Raw genomic sequence first — 15,602 nt, 5'->3', positions numbered from 1 at the left:
CACATCAGGGAATCAGGTGTAACTCCTGAACTGTACCCGCAGCTGTAAGCGATGAGCCCTTTACAAGCCACTGAGTCACACGACTTGGGAAGGAGTAAAGCGCAATGAGAACCTCAACATCGTAAGTCAGAATACCTGGACACACATGAATATCGAGCGGGAAAACTCAACACCATCCATACCTTGTCTAACAAGGGAACGCTCTGTATTCGTCAATACCTAAAACGTAGATGAAGAATACTGTGGTCACAAAAGTTAAACGATCCAAAAATAAGTCCGATCTCCGCAGTGGGTTTACCACCGGAGCGTGCGCAGCTGCAGCAAGCAGAGCGGCAGTTCAAACACTATTAACCGGACAAAAGCCTGACTATATCTCCATCACTCTACCTAATGGTGAGCCCGCTACGTTTAAGGTCGCGTTTATCCAAACATCCAACGATGCGGTGACCGCCAGCATTGTTAAAGATGCAGGGGACGATCCTGATTGTACCCACGAAGCCCATATTCAGAGTCTTGCCCGCTGGCATTCAGAGCCCGGTTTTCACATCGATGGGGGTGTTGGCGTAGCTCGTGTGACTCTACCCGGATTAGAACTTCCCGTCGGTCAGGCGGCGATTAATCCCGTTCCTCGAAAAAACATTCTCGATATGGTGACTTTGGAATGGAACCAAGCTACCAGTCAACAGAAAAAACACGTCGGTATATTACTGGAAATTTGCGTCCCTGATGGAGAAGAGCGAGCCAAGGAAACCATTGGGCCAAGACTCGGTTTAATCGGTGGTATTTCCATTCTCGGGACACGCGGAACGGTAAAACCCTACTCCACTTCAGCGTTTTCAGCATCTGTGCGTCAATCGGTACAAATAGCGAAACAAAATGGCCAAAACCACTTGGTTCTCACGACAGGATCTCGAACCGAAAAATCAGCGATGGCCATGCTACCAAGTTATGACTCGATGTGTTTTATCCAAGCGGGTGATTTTGTTGGGGTCGGACTGCGCGCAGCAAAACGTTATCAAGTAAGCAAAATCACCGTCGTCGCCATGATAGGCAAACTCGGCAAGATGGTCGCTGGGCACATGATGACTCACGTATCCGGTAAAGCTATCGACTTTTCATTGCTGGCCGACCTCGCCATTCAATCGGGTGCATCGAGTGAGTTTACCGAAGCTGTTAGCCAAGCCAACACAGGCCGCCACGTACTCGACACATGGAAAGAAGCCCAATCGGGCCAAGAGATTCCCAATTACGACTTTCTTACCTTGCTCTGCAAACAAGCTGCAGAGCACGCTGCTGTGTATGTCAAACATCACGTCAGCATTGAATTCAAATTGATCGATTTTAACGGCGATCTATTAGCAGAACATCTCTGCTCAAAAGGAAGTGATACCAACACTCACTTTCATGATGAATAAGCATGAACAAGGAAAACTCCATGACTAACGATATGCGTCAAATGACCAAGCAAGGCCGTCAAATTGAAAATGACTCTTTCTCTATCATCGATGAAGAAATAGAAACTCTCCATGGGGGACATAACTTCAATCAAGGTGAATGGAATGTGGTTCGTCGTGCCATTCATACAACGGGTGATTTTGAATACGCTAAATTATATCAATTCAGCGACAACGCGATTGAGTCTGCCATTACCGCTTTAAAAAACGGTGCCAACATCATTACCGATGTCAGCATGATCGTGACAGGTTTAAATCAAACTCGCCTCAACGCTTACGGCAATAAAGCACAGTGCTTCATTAGTCATCCAGACGTCATTAGCACGGCCAAAGAGACAGGAGAAACACGTGCTATTCACTCAATGCGTTATGCCCGCGATAACGGCCTACTCGACGGCTCTATCATAGGTGTAGGCAATGCGCCTACCGCATTACTTGAGCTATTGCGCATGATAGAAGCAGGCGAAGCAAAACCTGCATTGATCATTGGCATTCCTGTTGGTTTCGTAAAAGCAGATGAATCTAAGCAAGCATTAACCGAACAAAACACCGTGCCTTACATTGCCAGCCTAGGCCGTAAAGGTGGCAGCCCGTTAGTGGTATCGACTATTCACGCCCTACTTGCTGAGTCAGTAAAATGAATAATGTAAGTACTCACTCTCAGCTTATCGATTGCTATCAATCGGCTATCACGGTAGTCGGAGTACCCGAAGATGGGTGTTTAAGCCTAACCAGTCGAGCTGTTAATGCAGTTGAATCTGCACGCGTTGTTGCAGGTAACGACCGACTATTGGATTGGTTCCCCCAATTCAAAGGTCAACGCTTATCGATGCAAGAAGGCTATCAATCTTGGTTCGCTAAGTTACTTGATGAATGCGAGGAAGGCGGCGTCGTCGTATTAGCTTCTGGCGACCCATTGTTCTTTGGCATCGGCGAATCGTTGTTAAAAAAACTGCCTAATGATGAAGTGCGCTTTATTCCCTCCCCTTGTTCAATGCAACTCGCTTGCAGCCGAGTCGGCATTGCATGGCAAGAAACCAAAGCAATTTCACTACATGGAAGAAAGCAGCATTACGATGGCATTAAAGGTATCGCAAGCCAAATGCAATGGGGAACTAGCTACTGCTTGCTAACCGATGTTCAAAACAACCCAGCTCGTATTGCGAAACACTTAGTCGAATTTAATCAACAAGGTTGGACGGCTTGGGTATGTGAGAACTTAGGTGGCACCGACGAAAAGATAAGCCAGTGGACTCTCGAAGACCTCGCACTAAAAAGTTCCGACGACTTCTCTACGCTCAATGTAATGGTACTGCACCGACCGCTACCTCATGCGTGGGGTGAATTGGGCCAATACGCCAACGATGATGACTTCATGAAGCGCATGCCTAAACGCGGCTTAATTACCAAACAGCCCGTTCGTCACTTAGCGTTAGCAAGTATGCGTATTCAACCAAGATCTGTGGTGTGGGACATAGGCACAGGCTCAGGTTCTATTGCGATAGAAGCCGCTAAACAGTGCCATCAAGGACAAGTCTTCACCATTGAATCAAACCAAGAATGTTATGAGTCGGCCGAGGCTAACTTTAGAGCGCACGGTACCGACAACGTACAACTGATTCGAGATAAAGCCCCAATGCAACTCGACACCTTGCCTCAGCCAGACAGTATTTTTATTGGTGGAAGCCGCGGCAACATGCACACCATTTTAGATTTCTGTTGGTCAGCAATAAAACCGGGAGGCGTCGTGATCGGTTCTGCAGTGACTGTCGATTCAGTTTGCGAACTTCATCAATGGAGTAAAGACAGCGATGCTCCGACACAGGTTCAACTGATCTCTATATCAACAGGCGTACCACTCGCTCACTACACCCGTTATCAATCAGAAAATCCGATTCACTTATTTATTTTTACCAAGCCGTTTATTCAGAAATAAGCGCTTAATTTTTTAATTAAGCGCCACTCAACATATTAAATAAAAACATAATTAGAGAAAGCACAGATGAAATTAGGAACTATGTACGCAATTGGTGTCGGCACTGGAGACCCAGAATTATTAACACTTAAAGCTCACCGACTACTCAGCACCGTCGACATTGTCGCGTTTCCAGAAAAAGACGCGGGCAGTAACCACTCTTTTGCTCAACAAATTGCAGCGGGTTCTGTTAGCCCTGAAAGCATGAAAGGCGAATACCTATTTTTGCATTTCCCAATGACGCGTGACCCAAGCATCAACGTTCCTGCATGGCGTAAAGCAGCCGTCACAATTGTTGAACTATTAAAGCAAGGTAAAGACGTGGCATTTGCAACCGAAGGTGATCCATCGGTTTACAGCACATGGGCATACATCCAAGAAGAACTGACAGAGCTACTTCCTGAGCTTGATCCGGTGATCATTCCGGGTATCACTTCAGTTACCGCTATTCCATCACAAACAAAAATTCCACTTGCTGACGGTCAGGAGCGTTTTTGTGTTGTACCTGCGACATGGGGTATCGAGTGTTTAGAAAAGCTAGTCGAAGATTTTGACACCATCATGCTAATCAAAGCAGGTCGCGTTATCCCTAAGCTGATCACTCAACTTGAGTCGATGAATATGTTGGATTGTGCAACCTACGTGTCGCATGCCACCACAGAGAAACAAGAGCTTTACTCTGACCTACGTGATGTACCGAATGAAAACCGTTATTTCTCTATGGTTCAGCTTTCTGTTCGCGCTCGTCGTGGCGTACTACGTGGTACTAATGAATCAAAGAAATGTGCCGTTCTTGATGATGGTAAAGCTGATAGTGGTAAAGATGGCATCGATAAAACTATTGGCGGTAAAGCGTAATGAAAATCGCCATTTATGCCATCACGCTACACGGAGCAAGGCAAGCCAAACGCTTAGCTAAAACGTTTCCGTTTGCTGATGTCTTTATTGCACCAGTTGGACAAGAAGAATACCCAGAAGCCGATGAGTTAACCCTGCCGCTTTCTGGTTTTCTTCCTCCTCAATTTAAGCAATATGATCACCATATCTGCTTTTTTGCTGCGGGTATTGTCAGCCGAATGATCGGCCCTTTGCTAGAAGACAAACGCACCGACCCCGGCGTGATCTGCATTGACGATCACGGCCAATTCGTGATCCCTATGCTATCTGGTCATCGCGGTGGCGCAAATGGGATCGCGTTACAAGTCTCACAAGCACTCAACGCGACTCCTGTGATCACCACCGCTTCTGACGCTGCCGGCAGTTTGTCGGTTGATATGCTCGGATCGCCATTTGGTTGGACACTTGATCCACAATGCGAACCCGCGATCACCGCCACCAGCGCAGCAGTTGTAAATGAAAAACGCATTCTAATAGTGCAGCACGCTGGCGAACAGAACTGGTGGCAGAACAAACGTTCCATGCCAAGACACATCATTACCCACCCTGCACTAAGCGATACAGACCTTTCTCAAATCAGTACTGATGATTGGGATGGTTTAGTTCTGATTTCAGATGAAGCACAACCAAAAAGTTACGCCGACTTTAAAAATAAAACCGTACTGTGGCGACCAAAATCGCTTGTGCTTGGAATAGGCTGTGACCGCAATACTCCTTTGCATGTATTGAAAGCAGGTATCGATGTTTTCCTGACTGAATATAACCTAGCAAAAGCCAGTGTTTCAGCTTTCGCCAGTATCGCTTTAAAAGCGGATGAAAAAGGTATTTTAGAACTCTCGTCTGAAAGCCAAATTCCTTTCCACACTTATTCAGCCGAGCAACTCGACGGCGTTGAAGGGATTGAAAACCCATCAGAATACGTAAAAAAAATTACGGGCGTATCATCGGTTTCTGAAGCAGCCGCGCTAAAGCACGCTAAGCGAGATCAACTATTGGTACCTAAGTGGAAGTTCAAACAAGACGGTTTCAACATGACTTTATCTTGTACTCGCATCGAATACGATGAACCCCTCGCCAAGAAGAAGTGGAAAAACTGGCTAGATGAAAACGTCAAAATCAACCTTCACGGTAATGAAGTGGTAGATGGTTTTCAGTGTAAGCCTAAGCATGTCGATTTAAACCGCCCGATGCTGTACCACCGCCATCACGTATTGCTATGTGAAGGTGGCCGCTGCGCGAAAGAAGGCAGTAAAAACCTTGCACACGATCTTAGACAGGTACTTAAAGCGCTCAATTTTTCCGACGGTGAACAGCGCATCAAGATAAGCCGTACACACTGTGCGGGCACCTGCAGAAACCGCGCTGCAATGGTGATTTACGAACGTTTACTAGAACATGAAACACCTGTTAACAACGGGCTTTGGATTCGAGGTATCGAAGAATTTACCGAGCAAGACTGGAAAGATTTGTTCACAAATCTAGTCGATCGGAAATCATTAAAAGCTTATTTAGATCCTAAGTTTATCGCACCAATTGAAAATGCAGACGGCACCACTGAGCTTTAGGTATCACTGAGTTTTAGGAACACAGTAGGCCAAATACTTTGCAAGCTATGAACATGATATTTCAAAGCTCACTTCAACCTCATTACCAACATGAGATAACCCGTTTATCTTGTGATATAGATTTGATAAGGACAGCGACAATTATGAAACGACTTCGTCATTATAACCAAGGCACAGCCATTGTACTGAGCTGCTTTGGTAGCGTTGTAGAACAACAACGTTATGAAACTCTCGCAGAGCGCGTACGTCAAAGTTACCCAGATGTGGCAGTGCGTATCGCCACCAGCTCAAAGATGGTGATCAAGAAGCTGGCTCGTAAAGACACACCATGTTTCAGCCTACCTCAGGTACTCGCCGATCTAGACACACAAGGTTACGAACGTATTTTGATTGTTTCAGTATACCTATTCCCTACCGATGAACATCGCTACATGACATCGATTGTCGATGGCTTCAAGCTGTTCTCATTTGCACGTATCGAACAAACACCAGCGATAATGCATCACAGTCAATTGACGACCAACTTGCTTTCAGCCCTCCATGATCGTTTTGCTCCGCAAGGTCATTTCAACGTATTCGTTCACCACGGTGCGCCTATGTTAGATAACCCGGGCCACCAATCGGTCCATTACTGTGATGATCTACTAGGCAAATTATCGCAACGCAACTTCACTTGCTCGCTCGAAGGCGCATGGCCATTTAAGTTAGTGAAAGATGAAATGGTTCGCCGCATTCAAGAGCAACATACAGGCCAAGGCCGACCGCTTCTTAATCTAGTTCCACTACTGCTTGTATCGGGTAACCACTTCATCAACGATCTTAAAGAAATTAAAGAGATGCTGGCAGAAGACGCTGACGTTCAAGTGGCAGAGCCAATCCAAGGTGACAAGTTCTGCATGCTCGATATGCCAGAACTGTTACAGATTATCGATAAGCAAATTAAAGAAGGCTTAATTCGTTTAGGTGCACCAGAGGAAGAGAAATAATCATGGCAAAACTAACACTGGTAGGCTTAGGGCCTGGCGCTATTGATCTAGTAACCCCCGCAGCGCAACAAGCCGTAAAGAATGCAGATGTCGTTGCAGGCTACAAGCCGTATGTAGAATCAATCAGCACACTAATCGACACTCAAGAAGTCATTCAAAGTGGTATGACTCGCGAATGGGACCGCGCTCAAGCCGCAGTAGAAGAAGCAGCAAAAGGTCGAGAAGTCGTATTGGTATGTTCTGGGGATTCTGGCATGTACGCGATGGCGCCTTTAGTGCTTGAATTATTGGAGCAAAACGCAGAATTAAACGCACAAGTTGAACTGGATATTATTCCGGGCATCACCGCGGCTAACGCCTGTGCTTCTTTAGTTGGTGCACCTCTTGGCCACGATAGTTGTACCATTTCTCTGTCTGACTTATTAACGCCTTGGGAAGTGATTACCAAGCGGATTGAAGCCGCGGCAATGGCTGATTTTGCGATTACCTTCTACAACCCTCGCTCTAAAAAGCGAATTCAGCACATTGAAACTGCACGTGAAATCCTTTTGGAACATCGTGACCCAAATACTCCCGTTGCTATCGTGAATGCTGCGTATCGTGATGAGCAAAAAGTCACACTGACAACACTGGCTGAATTTACCAAAGTGGAATTTGGTATGAACGCCGCGGTCGTGATAGGTAACAGCAACAGCTACCGATTTGGTGATTGGATCGTAACACCGCGTGGCTACACCAATAAATATCAACTGAAAGACGGCAAGGTACTAGAAGGTCAAAAACGTGGCCATTCATTAAAAGTTGAACCTAAACCAGAATCAGTGACGGAAGAGGCAAACTAGTATGACGGTATTTTTTATCGGCGCAGGGCCGGGTGACCCAGATTTAATAACAGTGAAAGGCGCACGCTTAGTTGAAGAGTGCCCTGTGATTGTTTACGCAGGCAGTTTAGTGCCAAAAGCCGTCATCGATCGCGCTCACCCTGATGCACTGGTCTATAACTCCGCTGACATGGATCTTGATGATCTAACCAATGTGTACCTAACCGCACACGAAAAAGGTCAAAACGTTGCACGCGTTCAAACTGGCGATCTTTCAATTTACTCGTCGCTTGCAGAACAAACACGTCGCTTGAACGAACTTGGCATTGATTGGAAAGTGGTTCCGGGCGTCTCCTCTTTCCAAGCGAGTGCCGCAGCTCTTGGCCAAGAACTGACGCTACCTGAAAAGTGCCAGACCATTATTCTTAGCCGAGCATCAGGTCGAACGCCTGTTCCTGAAAAAGAGAATCTACGCGCCCTTGCCTCTCACGAAGCAACACTGTGTTTATTTCTTAGCGCAACATTAATTCGTAAAGTGGTTCGTGAATTATCAGATGTTTACCCGCAAGATTGGCCAGTGGCTGTCGTTGAAAAAGCCAGTCACCCTGAACAGCGAATATTCCGTGCTACATTGGGTACGATCGCCCAAGTTATGCATGATGAAGGGATTCGCTCCACCGCGATGATCATCGTCAGTAAAGTGCTAGGCGACAATGATTTTGTTGACTCTAAACTCTACGATCCGACCTTCTCACACGCTTGCCGAAAAGCACGTGTCGTTGAAGAGGGTGTAGCTGAAAGTGGAACATTGGAAGACGATAAGAACGCAGACTAACCTCGCTCATTAGCTGTTGATTGGTTTATGCGTTTATTCATTTTCACTATCCAGTCAGCAGCATTATTTGGCAGATATGATGATCTTTTTTGATTTAAATTTTGGTTATTCAAGTTTAGCGATCGCGCTAATGATGATCGCAGCTTTGATGCTTGATCACTTACTAGGTGAGCCTAAACGATTTCACCCTTTGATCGGTTTTGGCTATGCGGTTGAGAAAATCGAGAAGCTGTTAAACCGAGCCACTAAATTCTCAGGTTTGATCGCATGGATAGCTGCGACTGTTCCATTGTGCTTACTCAGCTTTTGGCTACAACATACGCTACTAAGCATGGGGAACACATTAGGCTTTTGGCTATTTAATATCGTGGTTCTGTATATCGCGATAGGTCAACGTAGCCTGCTTGAGCACGCCCAGTGGATCCACCAGCCACTGAGCCAAGGTGATCTTGATTTAGCGCGAGAGAAAGTTGGTTGGATCGTTAGCCGTAATACTGAAACCATGGATCAACGCCAGATCACGTCATCGACGATTGAGTCGGTATTAGAGAATGGTAACGATGCGATCTTCGGCACTCTATTTTGGTTTGCACTGCTTGGGGCTCCAGGGGCATTACTGTTCCGATTAGTGAACACACTTGATGCGATGTGGGGCTACAAAAATGAACGCTGGCTAGAATTTGGCTATGTGGCAGCAAAAGTCGATGATGTGATGGGCTGGGCACCTGCGCGCTTAACCGCACTTAGCTACAGCCTTTTAGGCAACACTAAGTTGGCTCTGAAATGCTGGAAAGAACAGGCTAAACATTGCTCGAGTCCAAACGGTGGCCCCGTAATGACATCAGGTGCCGGCGCACTACAAATCATTATAGGTGGCGATACTTATTACCACGGAAAACTTGTGAAAAAGCGTCCGATGGGAAAAGGTAATATTGCGACTTTAGAAGATATTCCACGAGCCATATCTTTGGTTCAAAAAACCAGTGTGCTTTGGGTCATCGTAATGCTATTACTTTCTATTTTAACTCTTTGTTTGTTTTGATTTCATGTCTATTTTAACTCTTTACTTTAAGTACGCTAATGACGATTAAACAACACTCAACCTCAAACGAACTTCCGCATCACGGTGGTAAGTTAATCGAGTTTTCATTGCGCTATCAAAGGCCAATCGAACAATGGGTCGACCTTTCAACTGGAGTGAGCCCGCATCACTACCCTATACCTGAAATCCCTGCATCGGTATGGAATCGGCTACCAGAAGACGATGATGGCTTAATCACAGCAGCGCAAACCTACTATCAAAGTGATGCCTTGTTACCCGTAGCTGGCAGTCAGGCAGCCATTCAATCGCTACCTCATATGATTGCAAAGACACAGCCAACATTGATGCACATCCTATTACCTCATACGGGTTACAAAGAACATCAACATGCGTGGCAGCAGTACGCAGAACAAAGCATACAAGCCCTCATATTCGACTTTTACCTACATAAACCGACAATCGAACAGCTCAAAACGGCAGACGTGGTCGTAGTGATTAATCCCAATAATCCAACCGCGCTGAATGTGCCACCAAGTGAAGTACTGACTTGGCTAGATCATATCCAAGATCATTCAACGCTCGTGATTGATGAAGCGTTTGTAGACTGTACTCCTGAGCTTTCAGTGTTACCGAGTTTCCCAACAGGAGTTCCAGATAACCTGATTGTATTGCGATCAGTGGGTAAATTTTTTGGACTAGCAGGGATTCGCGCAGGCTTTTGTTTTGCCTCGCCATTGCGTTTAAATATTCTTAAACAACACCTTGGACCTTGGACACTCAGTGGCCCAACTCGCTATGTCACCACACATGCCTTACTCAACTCCAATTGGCAAAAGAAAAACCGCCAACGCCTACATGAAGAGGCTCAGCGTATGAACCAACTCTTACAACTACATTTTGGCCAAATGGCGGGCTCGGTAAAAATAACATCACAGATACTCTTTCACCGAGTTGAAATTTCGGATTCGGCATCACGGCACCATCAACTTGCCAAGTTAGGGGTTTTTACTCGTCATTGTGATGAAAACGATGCACTTCGTTTCGGGTTACCCGCCAACGAATCACAATGGCAAGCGCTCACTCGCGCACTCGAACAACTCAAGGAATAATTATGTCTACAGCTTACTGTTCTGCCCTAGTGGTAGGCGCACCTTCTTCTGGAAGCGGAAAAACAACCGTGGTCGCCGCTCTAGCAAGAGCTTTGGTTCAACAAGGAAAGAAAGTTCGAGTATTCAAAACTGGGCCTGATTTTATTGATCCACAATTTCTATCTATTGCATCAGATACACCCACTTACCAATTGGATTTGTGGATGTGTGGTGAAGCGGAATGCCAACACTTAATTTACCAAGCAGCCCTAGAAGCGGATGTGATTCTAATTGAAGGCGTAATGGGTATGTTTGATGGCAAATGCTCAAGTGCTGATATTGCGGCTAAATTTAACCTTCCGATGTTGGCCGTGGTAGATGCTGGCGCAATGGCACAAACCTTTGGAGCCATTGTAAATGGCTTATCGACATTCCGTGATGACGTGGATGTATTTGGTGTAGTTGCAAACCGCGTAGGTTCTGAACGTCACGCTGAAATGCTAAAAGAAAGCCTAAAACCTGAAACCGAGTTTTGTGGTTGGTTACCAAAAGACATGGATTTGTCGCTGCCAGAACGCCACTTAGGTTTAGTACAAGCACAAGAGTTAGATGACATAGAGGAGCGACTTAATCACGCAGCCAAGCTACTACTAGAACATGGTGATATCCCATTACCAACAGCACAAGCATTTGAAAAACCAAAGCAAGCACTACCAGCCAGACATGAATCATTGACTGGTCATACAATTGCAGTAGCTCGTGATAATAGCTTTGCTTTCTTGTATCAAGCCAACCTTGATTTGTTGATCGAATTGGGGGCAAAACTGTCATTTTTCTCACCGCTTGCACATGATGATTTACCAGTGTGTGACGCTTTGTATTTACCAGGAGGTTATCCTGAATTACATATGGATAAGCTAGCGCTCAATCATGCGTTAAAACAGCAAATCATCACACACATTGAACAAGGAAAACCTTGCCTAGCCGAATGTGGTGGCATGCTATACCTCAACAAAGCATTGACTGATACAGAAAGCCAAACAGAAAACATGGTTGGAGCGTTAAATGCCAAAGCGACTATGCAGAAGAAGCTAGCCGCGCTAGGGATCCTAGAAGCTAATTTCGATGGTCAAATGCTGCGTGGTCATACTTTCCATTATTCAAAAACAGACAGTAAAGAAACCGTGCTAACTCAGCCTGAATCTCAATATGGTAGGCCAACCGATCCTGTTTGGATAAAACAAAGCACCATCGCTTCTTATGCACATTGGTACTTCCCGTATAACCCTGATTTGGTAGCGAAAATATTCAAAGGAGCGCTTTATTAAGTATGGGTGAAAAAATGCGCCTTGAACGCTTTCAATAGGGCGAGTTGATCTTTCGAGCTGATTTTTGCAGCGAGTTGCTGGGTATTTATACAAGGCAGAGACTTTGATGTGTAGCTAGCCTACATGAGAAGCCGATAACGTAGTAGAAATGACCAGCAAACGCTGCCCGAAGGGTTCGGCTAAAAGCGTTTTACTCTTTGTTGAGGGAGATTTGCTTAGAATGACTAGGCTACTTCCCCCCTCGCCGCGATTAAAACGCTTTTATCTCGAACGAAATTTAACCACAAAAGGTCAACGCGCCCTAATAACAGCCTGTCAAAAGTTGATATTTGCCGCTTCACGGTCAATAGTTAAAATAATGTTAACGAACAAATCAAGATCAGACTTTGTTTCGTGAACTATTTAGCTGATGCGCGCTTACATCAAAGACGTCGCCAAGTCGGGCATCGAGTTTCGTTCGCTGCAATTTAACTGCAGCGCAGGTAGAAAACCGATCAAGGAGGATCTATGCCTCGTACATTGAATACACAAGACTTCGACGATAAACAAAAAGAAATCAAAGACTCAGAATACGCTCGTACAATACCATGTAATCAGGTGAGCATTTCAGCGCCCTTTCATTGGTTGTCGCTTGCTCTGCACGACTTAGTGAGAATGCCATTAATCAGCGCATTTTACGGTTTGTGCTTTATGGGTGCGGCCATCGCCATTGTTCAACTTGTCCAATGGCAAGGAACACATTTAGTCGTTATGCCAAGCTTGATTGTGTACATGCTAATAGGGCCGTTTCTTGCCCTAGGCTTATATGACGCAGCCTGGGAAAGAGAAAAGGGGCACAACGCTAGCCTACTGCACTCGATGAAAGCCATCACACGCAACTCAACCCACCAATGGGCATTTGCGATTGTATTAATGGTTGCGATGATATTCTGGATGCGTATCGCTGCATTATTGCACGCACTTTACCCTTCAGTACAAGGGGCACCATTGACCGAATTTGCTCCCTTCTTAATTACAGGGTCTGTAATTGGTTTTGTTATCGCTAGCCTGATATTTAGTATCTCAGCATTTTCAATTCCACTAATGATGGAGAGACGTGTAGATGTAATGAGTGCGATTTTTACTAGCTTCAACGCTGTTAAATCAAACATCCCTGCGATGGTCGTTTGGGCTGGTATCATTGGTACTGGTATCTTAGTCGGCTTCGCGACCTACGGTGTGGGGATGATTGTAACGATGCCATTACTTGGTTACGGAACATGGCATGCTTACCACGAAGTCATCAAAAAGAAACATCACGTTTAAATCGTTTCACGATCGATGAGCAATGTTATGATGAGGCCTTAGCTTAAACGCTGAGGCTTTTTTTGGAGTTAACAACGCTTGTCTTACACCCCGCAACAACATCGAGTAAATAAGAAGCTGGGCGAATGCCTAGCTATCGCTAATCAACATTTTTCTCGTGAATTTCCATACCCAACCGTCACTTACAAGTTAAGAGGAAAGGCAGCGGGAAAAGCCTACCTTCAGTTAAACGAGATAAAACTCAACCAAGTGCTATTCAGCGAAAATGAAGACGCCTTTATTAACGAAGTCGTGCCTCATGAACTCGCACACCTGATCACACATCAGGTATTCGGACGAGTTAGGCCTCACGGGAATGAGTGGAAATACGTGATGGAAAAGGTATTCAATGTACCGGCCAAAACGACCCACAGCTTGGAGATAACCTCAGTGCAGGGCAAAACCTTTGAGTACCGCTGTGATTGCACTACTTATCCCCTTTCGATAAGACGACACAACAAAGTCATCCGCAACCAATCAACTTATCGTTGCCAACAATGCCAGCAAACCTTAGCTTTTACCGGCCTTCAATTGAGCTAAGTCTTAAGCTCACAAGGTAACGAGAATAAATGTAATAGAGAGAACTAACATTTGAGTGCTAGACTGTTGTTTATCATACTTTCATCAGTCCTCTTCTATGCAAAAAACCACTTCAAAAGTATTTGGCCTATCGGTGTCTTTTTACCTATCAATAGTATTTGGCCTACTGGTAACCCAAAGCGTTTTCGCCGCTCCACCAAGCTCCTTCTCCAAAGCAAAAAAAGAAGCAGTGAAGATTTATCTCGATCACCCGACTTCATTTTATTGTGGTTGTGACATCACTTGGAAAGACAAAAAGAAAGGTATCCCCGACCTCGATGGCTGTGGTTATCAAGTGAGAAAACAGCAAAAACGCGCTTCCCGTATTGAGTGGGAACACGTAGTTCCAGCTTGGCAATTTGGCCACCAGCGTCAGTGCTGGCAAGATGGCGGACGTAAGAACTGCACTCGCAATGACAAAATATTCAAATCGATGGAAGCCGATCTTCACAACCTAACTCCGGCAATTGGCGAGGTTAACGGTGATCGCTCCAATTACAATTTCAGTCAGTGGAATGGAATGGATGGCGTGAGCTACGGTCAGTGTGAAATGCAGGTCAACTTCAAACAGCGTAAAGTGATGCCGCCAGACAGAGCAAAAGGTTCTATCGCGCGTACTTATCTTTACATGAGCCAAGAGTATGGTTTCAAGCTCTCTAAGCAGCAGACTAACCTGATGATGGCGTGGAACAAGCAATTCCCTGTCGATAAGTGGGAATGTACTCGTGATGAGCGAATCCATGCGATCCAAGGTAATCACAACCCATTTGTTTTCCCTGCTTGTAAATAACACGACTTAGGCAACCAACATCTCCAATTGCCTCCATCTCAAACAAGAGTTTCAGAATTGCCTCTGAAACTCTTGCTCTACCCTTGTTTTTTCAACTAAAAGCATCCATGTTAGGCAGAGACAAAATACCCAAATGACACTATTTATAGGTTTACCAGCATGAGAATCCCTCGTATCCATCACCCAGAACGCATTCATCAGTTAGGTTCACTCGCTTTAGGCGAAGATGCCGCGGGTCATGTTGGTCGAGTCCTTCGTATGAAAGAAGGTCAAGATGTTCTTCTATTTGATGGCAGTGGCGCTGAATTCCCTGCGACAATTGCTGAAGTATCAAAAAAGAACGTCACAGTTAATGTTACTGAACGTATCGAGCGTAGCAGCGAATCTCCGTTAGACTTACATTTAGGCCAAGTGATTTCACGTGGCGACAAAATGGAATTCACGATTCAGAAATCGGTTGAGCTTGGTGTGAATACCATTACCCCGCTGATTTCAGAGCGCTGTGGCGTTAAGCTTGATACTAAACGCTTCGAGAAAAAGCTCGCGCAGTGGCAAAAGATTGCTATCGCAGCATGTGAACAGTCTGGCCGTAATACGGTTCCAGTTATTCGCCCAATCATGCAACTTGAAGAGTGGTGCAGCGAACCGAGTGAAGCGTTAAAGCTAAACCTGCATCCTCGTGCAAAATACTCAATTAACACCCTTCCAGAACCCATCAGTAAGGTGCGCCTATTGATCGGTCCTGAAGGCGGACTGTCAGCTGAAGAAATCGGTATGACAGAACAATACAAATTTGAAGAGACGCTACTCGGCCCACGTGTACTTCGTACCGAGACAGCAGCTCTAACCGCAATTACTGCCTTACAAGTTCGTTTTGGCGATCTAGGCTAGGAGAAAG

The 15,602-nt window shown here is 45.4% G+C and carries 15 protein-coding genes and 1 riboswitch; all 15 genes read left to right on the top strand.

Features of this window, described 5'->3' with window-relative positions:
• Positions 1–6: 6 nt before the first annotated feature.
• A riboswitch (cobalamin riboswitch) is annotated at positions 7–137 on the top strand.
• Between the two features lie 93 nt (positions 138–230).
• Positions 231–1,415 (top strand): cobalt-precorrin-5B (C(1))-methyltransferase, encoded by a 1,185-nt coding sequence (locus tag ACED60_RS13185; RefSeq protein ID WP_371727735.1) that lies wholly within the window; start codon positions 231–233, stop codon positions 1,413–1,415.
• 20 nt (positions 1,416–1,435) lie between these two features.
• Positions 1,436–2,095, top strand: a complete 660-nt coding sequence (locus ACED60_RS13180; RefSeq protein WP_371727734.1) for a precorrin-8X methylmutase — start codon at positions 1,436–1,438, stop codon at positions 2,093–2,095.
• Positions 2,092–3,390 (top strand): precorrin-6y C5,15-methyltransferase (decarboxylating) subunit CbiE, encoded by a 1,299-nt coding sequence (gene cbiE / locus ACED60_RS13175; protein ID WP_135382958.1) that lies wholly within the window; start codon positions 2,092–2,094, stop codon positions 3,388–3,390. The genes ACED60_RS13180 and cbiE overlap by 4 nt, the downstream gene beginning before the upstream one ends.
• A 66-nt stretch (positions 3,391–3,456) precedes the next feature.
• Complete coding sequence (gene cobI / locus ACED60_RS13170; protein WP_371727733.1) at positions 3,457–4,287, top strand: precorrin-2 C(20)-methyltransferase; 831 nt, start codon at positions 3,457–3,459, stop codon at positions 4,285–4,287.
• Entirely contained in the window at positions 4,287–5,891 is a 1,605-nt protein-coding gene (locus ACED60_RS13165; RefSeq protein WP_371727731.1) for a cobalamin biosynthesis protein, read from the top strand. The genes cobI and ACED60_RS13165 overlap by 1 nt, the downstream gene beginning before the upstream one ends.
• Before the next feature lie 143 nt (positions 5,892–6,034).
• Positions 6,035–6,877 (top strand): sirohydrochlorin cobaltochelatase, encoded by an 843-nt coding sequence (locus tag ACED60_RS13160; RefSeq protein ID WP_371727730.1) that lies wholly within the window; start codon positions 6,035–6,037, stop codon positions 6,875–6,877.
• Positions 6,878–6,879: 2 nt separating this feature from the next.
• Entirely contained in the window at positions 6,880–7,719 is an 840-nt protein-coding gene (cobJ, locus tag ACED60_RS13155; RefSeq protein WP_371727729.1) for a precorrin-3B C(17)-methyltransferase, read from the top strand.
• Between the two features lies 1 nt (position 7,720).
• A complete protein-coding gene (gene cobM, locus ACED60_RS13150) occupies positions 7,721–8,533 on the top strand; it encodes a precorrin-4 C(11)-methyltransferase (RefSeq protein ID WP_269337050.1) in 813 nt (270 codons plus the stop codon).
• 76 nt (positions 8,534–8,609) lie between these two features.
• Positions 8,610–9,575 carry an adenosylcobinamide-phosphate synthase CbiB gene (cbiB, locus tag ACED60_RS13145; RefSeq protein ID WP_371710253.1) on the top strand — a complete coding sequence of 322 codons (966 nt, stop codon included), beginning with the start codon at positions 8,610–8,612 and terminating at the stop codon, positions 9,573–9,575.
• A 38-nt stretch (positions 9,576–9,613) separates the two neighbouring features.
• Complete coding sequence (locus ACED60_RS13140; protein ID WP_371727728.1) at positions 9,614–10,684, top strand: threonine-phosphate decarboxylase; 1,071 nt, start codon at positions 9,614–9,616, stop codon at positions 10,682–10,684.
• A 2-nt stretch (positions 10,685–10,686) separates the two neighbouring features.
• A complete protein-coding gene (locus ACED60_RS13135; protein ID WP_017097268.1) occupies positions 10,687–11,991 on the top strand; it encodes a cobyrinate a,c-diamide synthase in 1,305 nt (434 codons plus the stop codon).
• 507 nt (positions 11,992–12,498) lie between these two features.
• Positions 12,499–13,296, top strand: a complete 798-nt coding sequence (locus ACED60_RS13130; protein WP_009847692.1) for a DUF2189 domain-containing protein — start codon at positions 12,499–12,501, stop codon at positions 13,294–13,296.
• Between the two features lie 78 nt (positions 13,297–13,374).
• Entirely contained in the window at positions 13,375–13,875 is a 501-nt protein-coding gene (locus tag ACED60_RS13125) for a SprT family zinc-dependent metalloprotease (protein ID WP_104214418.1), read from the top strand.
• A gap of 97 nt (positions 13,876–13,972) precedes the next feature.
• A complete protein-coding gene (locus tag ACED60_RS13120) occupies positions 13,973–14,704 on the top strand; it encodes an endonuclease (protein WP_371727727.1) in 732 nt (243 codons plus the stop codon).
• Between the two features lie 159 nt (positions 14,705–14,863).
• Positions 14,864–15,595 carry a 16S rRNA (uracil(1498)-N(3))-methyltransferase gene (gene rsmE / locus ACED60_RS13115; protein ID WP_017077778.1) on the top strand — a complete coding sequence of 244 codons (732 nt, stop codon included), beginning with the start codon at positions 14,864–14,866 and terminating at the stop codon, positions 15,593–15,595.
• Positions 15,596–15,602: the final 7 nt, after the last annotated feature.

Origin of the sequence: Vibrio sp. 1F279, assembly GCF_041439815.1 — a bacterium.
In the GTDB taxonomy this organism is placed as follows: domain Bacteria; phylum Pseudomonadota; class Gammaproteobacteria; order Enterobacterales; family Vibrionaceae; genus Vibrio; species Vibrio tasmaniensis_A.
This window is presented reverse-complemented; position numbering and strand designations above follow the sequence as displayed.

Excerpts from the sequence above, each read along its gene's own strand:
- ACED60_RS13140 (WP_371727728.1), top strand. The coding sequence starts at position 9,614 with ATGACGATTAAACAACACTCAACCTCAAACGAACTTCCGCATCACGGT.
- cbiE (WP_135382958.1), top strand. The coding sequence starts at position 2,092 with ATGAATAATGTAAGTACTCACTCTCAGCTTATCGATTGCTATCAATCG.
- cobM (WP_269337050.1), top strand. The coding sequence starts at position 7,721 with ATGACGGTATTTTTTATCGGCGCAGGGCCGGGTGACCCAGATTTAATA.
- ACED60_RS13165 (WP_371727731.1), top strand. The coding sequence starts at position 4,287 with ATGAAAATCGCCATTTATGCCATCACGCTACACGGAGCAAGGCAAGCC.
- ACED60_RS13180 (WP_371727734.1), top strand. The coding sequence starts at position 1,436 with ATGACTAACGATATGCGTCAAATGACCAAGCAAGGCCGTCAAATTGAA.
- cobI (WP_371727733.1), top strand. The coding sequence starts at position 3,457 with ATGAAATTAGGAACTATGTACGCAATTGGTGTCGGCACTGGAGACCCA.
- ACED60_RS13185 (WP_371727735.1), top strand. The coding sequence starts at position 231 with ATGAAGAATACTGTGGTCACAAAAGTTAAACGATCCAAAAATAAGTCC.
- cobJ (WP_371727729.1), top strand. The coding sequence starts at position 6,880 with ATGGCAAAACTAACACTGGTAGGCTTAGGGCCTGGCGCTATTGATCTA.
- rsmE (WP_017077778.1), top strand. The coding sequence starts at position 14,864 with ATGAGAATCCCTCGTATCCATCACCCAGAACGCATTCATCAGTTAGGT.
- ACED60_RS13135 (WP_017097268.1), top strand. The coding sequence starts at position 10,687 with ATGTCTACAGCTTACTGTTCTGCCCTAGTGGTAGGCGCACCTTCTTCT.
- ACED60_RS13130 (WP_009847692.1), top strand. The coding sequence starts at position 12,499 with ATGCCTCGTACATTGAATACACAAGACTTCGACGATAAACAAAAAGAA.
- ACED60_RS13120 (WP_371727727.1), top strand. The coding sequence starts at position 13,973 with ATGCAAAAAACCACTTCAAAAGTATTTGGCCTATCGGTGTCTTTTTAC.
- cbiB (WP_371710253.1), top strand. The coding sequence starts at position 8,610 with ATGATGATCTTTTTTGATTTAAATTTTGGTTATTCAAGTTTAGCGATC.
- ACED60_RS13160 (WP_371727730.1), top strand. The coding sequence starts at position 6,035 with ATGAAACGACTTCGTCATTATAACCAAGGCACAGCCATTGTACTGAGC.